Here is a 6,879-nt window from a genome sequence, read left to right on the forward strand (position 1 = left end):
ATAGTAGTCCGAAAGGTAGAGCAGGACTTGGAATAAGAGAGTGGCAGTGTGTGGAGTGCGGTACGCTCCATGATCGGGATGTAAATTCCGCACTGAATATTCTTGCGCTCGGACATGAGCGTCTAGCAGTAGGAATCTCCGTCCTTTAGGTCGGGGAGGATGTCAACTAAAATTTGTCTAAAGCTAGGCGCGAATCACTGCCCCACTCTCTGCATCTAAAATACGGCTAGGTTGCTGGCTTAAACCCAAATCACCATTTAAGTAGTGCAATTGTTGATGGAAATATTGCGTTGTCTCTTGCAAAGAGCGTGCAGGGGCAAGTCCCGCAGGATTGGCACTGGTCGATACAATAAAGCCATCAAAGGCATGGCATAACGCCATACATAAAGGATGATTGGTTACGCGCACCGCTACTTTGGGGTGTTGACCTGTAATCCACTCTGGAATTGCGGCTGTGCTGGGTAATAGCCAGGTGGTTGCTCGATCTGTGGGATAAGTATTCGTCCATGACGCAATTACGCGATCTCGCATTTCGGGGTTTAAATCCTGCAGCAAATGCTCTACTTGTGACAGATGTCCTGCCAGTAAAATCACACCTTTTTCAATCGGACGCTGTTTCAGACGCAAAATTTCCAAAAATGCCTGTTGATTATATGGATCACATCCCAATCCCCAAACCGCCTCTGTAGGATAGGCCAGTACCTGTCCTTGTTGTAGACATGCAGCGGCTTCGGTGACAGAAGTTGTAATCATGGGAGTTTTACCTAAACAGAAACGTGAAATAGGCGCTTATTGTGAACCTTATTTGAGTGGACGACAACGCAGATATAAACCTGATTGTTGTAAACAGAAGCCCATGAGTTCCAGTTCCATTAATGCGCTGGTGAGTGTGGCAATATCTAAATTCAGTTGCTGTGCCAAGTGATCGATGCTTTGTCCGACCCAATCCAGTTGTTGATACAGTGCCAATAAATGCTCGGGAATATGCGGTGTACTTGTATCTGCTGTTTTTGTTGTGGTGGTTTGAAGTATTGCTTCAGTCGGTGGTGTAGATAATTTTGCTTTTGTTGAAGCTGCTGTAGTCTGATTTTGGCTTGATGCTATTTGGTTTTGTTGATATTGCCATTGGGTGGGTAGGGCTAAATCTTCAATCACTTGTTCAGGATGATCCACTAAAATTGCACCTTCACGAATCAATTGGTGGCAACCTTGATGAAATTCACTGTAAATATGTCCTGGAATGGCAAAAATTAATTTGCCTTGCTCTGCTGCCAGTTTCGCGGTAATCAGCGAGCCACTATTTAAACTGGCTTCAGCAACAATCACGCCTAAACTTAGTCCACTGACAATACGGTTACGTCGTGGAAAATGTTGCTGTAAGGGCTTAGTCTGTGGTAAAAACTCCGTAATCACGGCACCACCAGATTCTACAATTTTTTGGCGCAGGCTGTGATGTGCACTTGGATAAGTGCTGTCCAAACCTGTGCCCATGACTGCAATGGTACGTTGATGTTGCAAAGCACCTTGATGTGCGGCTTCATCAATACCTTGTGCCAAACCACTATTGATAAAGAACCCTTGTTCACTTAAATAATAAGCAAAATCATAAGCCACTTGCCGACCATGCGGGCTGGCTTTGCGACTGCCGACAATCGCAATTTGCGCTTGCAACAAAGCCTGTGCATTGCCTTGCCCAAATAAAATGGGTGGCTTGTTGGAATAGGGTCGTAACTGATTGGGATAGTCCGCATCGTCCAAAGTTAGAATAAAATCGCACTGCTGTTGCAGTTGATTCAGACATTGTTCAAAGGCGAGTTGCCCTGTTGGGCTGAGATATTCTTTGGCGCGTTGTAGATGGTTGGCATGAATGCGCACATCTGACCATGTGAGGAGGTGTTCGGGCTGCACTGCGGCAGCCACGGAACCATAATGTTGTACGAGTTTGGAAAAACTAGACAGTGAATGTTGAACCAAATACCACAACAAAATGTAGTTGATTTGCTGTGGGCTGAATGAATTCAACATCACCATCTTAAACCGTTTTAGTCGTCCATTCGTGGTGCTTGTAAGCTCGCACCGACTTTAATTGGTAATTCACTGTCTAAAACATAGGCATAGCTAATGTGGTCAAAGCTCTTGAAGACCATGATATTGCCAATACGTTCGCCTGGAAGCTGAACACGTTCTTTGGTTTTCGGGTCGGTGACCACTTCGCCTTTTTGCGCTACGCTAAACACATGACCAGATTGCACGCCATGTAATGTACCGCGATCAATTGCCACAACACTGTGTTTTGCTGCAGTACCAATCGAACCCATCACACGTAGCACTTGACCACCTGTGCTGACATTTTCAGCATGCGTTGGGTAGAACAAGGTTGGCAGCATTGGGTCATAAATTGGTAAGACGCGATCACCACGACGCACTTCGGCATTGTAGGTATCGGTCAATTCAAGTGTGGTGATGTCATTTTCACCACGTACTGCAATACCTGCAGCAACTTGAGTGAGTTCAATGCCTGCATTGAATTTTTGACCATTGGCATCGGTCAGCATGTACGGTTCGCCTTCACGATATACACCGTAGCGTTGACCTACTTCCAGACCTGCACCACGTGCATACACACTTTGACCTTTAGCAGCTAAAACACGTTGATCAGAAGTACCTAAAATATATGGTGTGCCTTGTAACGCATCTGCGGCAATAATGCTGCTGCGCTCTAACCAGTGTTTGATGTAGTCAAGTGGAATCACAGGAATGGTATTATTTAAAGACTCCACGCGAATTTGCGGCTGTAAATTGGTGCTCTTGCCTGCATAACGACGAATAATGCCTTCACAGCCATCGCCTTCATCTTTACCAATAATAGGGCGACCTTCGTAGGTACACATCAACAAACGGTCACCTGGGAAAATCCAGTGTGGATTTTTTACGTGACGGTTACTTGCCCAAATTTCAGGCCAACGTAATGGGTTGTTCAGGAATTTTTTGGAAATATCCCATAAGGTATCGCCTTTTTTTACCACATACACATTTGGTGCGCTGGCTTTTAAGGCAGGCGGATTGATGTTTCGTGCAGGTGCTGCTTCAGCCACACTGATCGCACCAAGTCCCACTGTGAGACATACCGCGAGTGCTAAAACTTGCTTTTTAAACCCCAAGACACGAAAAGAGGATGTGTCTGTCAAAACCTTTTTCATTATCATAATTCCTAAAATTATGTATGTAGTTGCGTTATAATAACGATCTTACACACATTTTTTTGATGAAGCATTCCTTCATTCGGTTTTTTGATCAATGGCATAAGTGAGGATGTCCCATGACCTTATTACCTATTTTAAGTTTCCCGGATGCCCGTTTGCGTACCATTGCCAAACCAGTCGAAGAAGTCACCGACGAGATTCGTCAGCTTGCTGCAGATATGTTTGAAACGATGTATGCCGCACCAGGAATTGGTCTGGCAGCCACACAGGTCGATCATCATATTCAGCTGATTGTCATGGATTTATCTGAAAATAAAGATCAACCCATGGTCTTCATTAACCCTAAAGTTACCCCATTGACTGAAGAGACCCAACCATATGAAGAAGGGTGTTTGTCAGTGCCTCAAATATACGACAAAGTTGAGCGTCCGTCACGCGTAAAAATTGAAGCGATTAACCTTGAGGGTCAATCCTTTACGCTAGAAGCGGATGAACTTCTCGCTGTTTGTATTCAACATGAAATGGATCACTTAAATGGCAAGTTATTTGTCGATTATTTATCGCCGCTCAAGCGTCAGCGTGCCCGTGAAAAAGTCGAAAAAGTAGTGCGCCAGCGTCAGAAAGAAAAAGTCGCGGTCAAGCGTTAAGACGTAGAACAATCAAGAAGACTAGACGCGCAAGTTTAGACCAAAGCCTAAAAATCAGCCCAATTTCGATTGGGCTTTGTTATACTTGCGCCACACAAATTCAGGATAGATGTTTTTGTTGTTGCGTAGTGGCTTACTGCTTTCATTTATCGCAGTTTTTTTACAGATTGCTGTATTTTTACAGCCTTTGCTGCCTGAGCAATATCAAGTTGCGCCAGTCTGTGAAACCATCACGCGTGCACTTTTGTTGCCACAAGCCCACGCAGTGCATACAAATTCTTCGCATACTGCACATTCATCTACATCACAGACCGATGATCAGCAACTGACCGTACAGCATGAACATCATCATCACGATGCTTCACATCAATGTCAGTATTGTACGGTCTATGGCAACTTGGTCTTGCCACCTGAATTAGAGCTTAAAGAGGTGCTTGATCGCATTCAGGTACGTCTTTTGGCTTTCCAAAAACGTTTTCAACACGTTTGGTTTGCACTTCAGCAACTCTTTTTACTTCCGCAGGGACGTGCTCCACCTCACTTTGCATAAATTCAATGTTTTTCGGGTCTGCTTTGACCCTAACTGTATTTATGTTTTGAAGTGAGAAATAAAATGGCTCAGCCTAAATTTTTATTACAGCCCATTGCGGCTGCAGTTTGTGTTGCCTGCTATTCAGCAAGTGCGTTTGCCGATCAAAGTATGCTGTCTGCGAATACGCATAGTCTTGCGCCTATTGTTGCAACCGCACAACAGGGCAATGATGCCAATGGTTTGGTGGTTCGTGCTAATCCAAAACAACCCATTCAGCCGATTCCAGCCACAGATGGTGCAGACTATTTGCAAAGCATAGTTGGCTTTAGTGCTGTCAACAGTGGTGCGGGTACCAATGGTGATGTGACCTTCCGTGGCATGTTTGGTTCACGTATTAAAATTTTAACTGATGGCTCTGAAAATTTAGGTGCATGCCCGAGTCGTATGGATTCACCAACCTCTTATATTTCACCAGAAAGTTTTGATGAAATTACCGTGATTAAAGGGCCGCAAACGGTGCAATATGCCAACACAGGTTCGGCTGCAACGGTATTGTTTGAGCGTAAGCCTGAGCAATTTGGTGAAGGTCAAAACTATCGTGGCCAAGCCAGTGTCTTGATGGGGTCATTTGGCCGTTTAGATCATAATGTTGAAGCAGCAGCGGGCGATGAGCATAAATACATCCGTTTAAACGCCAACCGTTCTGTAGCAGATAGCTATAAAGATGGCAATGGTACAACTGTTCCTTCGGATTGGGAGCGTTGGAATGCCGATCTCGCTTTAGGCTGGACACCCGATGAAAACACTTGGCTAGAACTGACGGGTGGTCGTGGTGATGCTGAAGTGGTTTATGCGGGCCGCATGATGGACGGTTCTGAATTTGACCGCGAAAGTTTGGGTTTGCGTGTAGAAAAGAATAACATCACCGATGTTATTAAGAAAATTGAAGCACAGGTGAACTATAGCTTTAATGATCACGTGATGGACAATTATAGTCTGCGTAAAGTGGGAATGGCAGAACACCACATGACTAAAGAACTTGTGGAAGCTAAATCTGCCATGAATGTGACTCGCCGTACTTTAAATGCGCGTATGGCGGTGACACATGAGTGGGATAAATTGCAGTTTATTACAGGTATTGATAGTCAACAGAATAAGCATGGTAAAGGCATGTATTCAGCCACAATGCCGAAAATGAATTTCCCTGTAACAACCGATATGGAATTTCAATCCTATGGTGGTTTTGGTGAGCTGAGTTATGAACTGAATGATCATAATAAGTTGGTTACAGGTATACGTGTTGATCAGATCGAAGTAGACGCAGTACAAACGGCTCAACAACGTAAAGAAACCTTGCCAAGTGGTTTTATCCGTTTGGAAAATCAGCATCCACACCATGATGCAAAAACGTATGTCGGTTTGGGTTATGTAGAGCGTATGCCTGATTATTGGGAATTATTTACACCAAAATCAGGAAATGGTAATCCAAATACATTTAAAAATATTGATACTGAAAAAACACTTCAACTGGATTTTGGCTATCAACATGAGCATGGTGCATTTAGTTCTTGGGCATCGGCTTATGCGGGTTTGATTAATGACTATATTCTAACTAAATATACGAGTATGACAGATGCGCATACGCGCAATGTGGATGCAACCATTGCTGGGGCAGAAGTTGGTATGGGTTATCAATTTACCGATGCTTTGCAAGCTGATGTGAGTGCCATGTATGCGTGGGGTGAAAACACCACAGACAATACGCCGTTACCACAAATTTCACCTTTGGAAGGACGTTTAAACCTACGCTATGTTCAAGATAGATACACTTTAGGTGCATTATTACGTGTAGTCGATGGTCAAAGTCGTATAAGTAAAGATGAAGGTAATATCGTAGGTTACGACCTCAAAGAGAGCAGTGGCTTTGGCGTGTTGTCTTTAAATGGCAGCTATAACCTCAATAAAAGTGTTGATGTGTCTGTGGGTGTTGATAACGTACTAGATAAAACTTATACCGAGCATTTAAACAAAATGGGTAATGCAGGTTTGGGTTTTGCTGCAAATGAGCAATTTAACAATATTGGTCGTAACTATTGGGCGCGTATCAGTATGAAGTTCTAATTTGAACTTTATTTAAACCAAAAGCAGGGTTTAGGCTCTGCTTTTTACTTTTTTATTAGAACAATTTCATATAAAACAATAGATTAAATCTTGTGATTGTATTTTGAAGAATTGCACAGATTTTTATTAAAATAAATTTATGAGATAAAACAGTAGCTTATCTATTTTTGGGTTTATAAAATAAACACTCGAAATATTTCTTTTACAAAAAGCCTTGCATGGCAAAATATTTGGCCTATAATGCACATCCATCGGCGGCGATGTTGATAAAAACTTGTTGAAAAACAATAGCTTGGTTGATTGGTTTAAGATTAATTGAGTTTGTTTTGAGTAGATAGGTTTGAAAATAAAATCAACATTGCATGTTGACTTTCTG

General features: G+C 43.0%; 7 protein-coding genes. 4 read left to right on the forward strand and 3 right to left on the reverse strand.

Annotated features, from left to right (window positions below; all coding sequences use genetic code 11):
- Positions 1–149: zinc ribbon domain-containing protein (locus VF675_RS13210; RefSeq protein ID WP_440205347.1), on the forward strand; the 149-nt coding region annotated here is incomplete at its 5' end.
- A 34-nt stretch (positions 150–183) separates the two neighbouring features.
- On the opposite strand, the gene VF675_RS13215 is transcribed toward VF675_RS13210, so the two are convergent.
- Genes VF675_RS13215 through VF675_RS13225 form a run of 3 tightly spaced genes read right to left on the reverse strand, consistent with a single transcriptional unit; the run spans position 184 to position 3,200 of the window.
- The gene (locus tag VF675_RS13215; protein WP_004970120.1) at positions 184–753 is read right to left on the reverse strand and encodes an L-threonylcarbamoyladenylate synthase; all 570 of its coding nucleotides are present in this window, start codon (positions 751–753) and stop codon (positions 184–186) included.
- A 48-nt stretch (positions 754–801) separates the two neighbouring features.
- Entirely contained in the window at positions 802–2,025 is a 1,224-nt protein-coding gene (gene dprA / locus VF675_RS13220; RefSeq protein ID WP_004970117.1) for a DNA-processing protein DprA, read from the reverse strand.
- A gap of 17 nt (positions 2,026–2,042) precedes the next feature.
- The gene (locus VF675_RS13225) at positions 2,043–3,200 is read right to left on the reverse strand and encodes a LysM peptidoglycan-binding domain-containing protein (RefSeq protein WP_070155503.1); all 1,158 of its coding nucleotides are present in this window, start codon (positions 3,198–3,200) and stop codon (positions 2,043–2,045) included.
- A 119-nt stretch (positions 3,201–3,319) separates the two neighbouring features.
- Here VF675_RS13225 and def point away from each other — a divergent pair, with 119 nt between their 5' ends.
- The 3 genes from def to VF675_RS13240 all read left to right on the forward strand — a co-directional run bounded on the left by def (position 3,320) and on the right by VF675_RS13240 (position 6,503).
- The gene (gene def / locus VF675_RS13230) at positions 3,320–3,850 is read left to right on the forward strand and encodes a peptide deformylase (protein ID WP_440205345.1); all 531 of its coding nucleotides are present in this window, start codon (positions 3,320–3,322) and stop codon (positions 3,848–3,850) included.
- Positions 3,851–3,965: 115 nt separating this feature from the next.
- On the forward strand, positions 3,966–4,400 hold the full coding sequence (locus tag VF675_RS13235) for a DUF2946 family protein (RefSeq protein WP_154321168.1): 435 nt from the start codon (positions 3,966–3,968) through the stop codon (positions 4,398–4,400).
- Between the two features lie 63 nt (positions 4,401–4,463).
- Positions 4,464–6,503 (forward strand): TonB-dependent copper receptor, encoded by a 2,040-nt coding sequence (locus VF675_RS13240; protein WP_440205346.1) that lies wholly within the window; start codon positions 4,464–4,466, stop codon positions 6,501–6,503.
- The last annotated feature ends 376 nt before the right edge of the window (positions 6,504–6,879 follow it).

This window comes from Acinetobacter sp. Lyrl_1, from assembly GCF_051948795.1.
GTDB lineage: Bacteria > Pseudomonadota > Gammaproteobacteria > Pseudomonadales > Moraxellaceae > Acinetobacter > Acinetobacter towneri.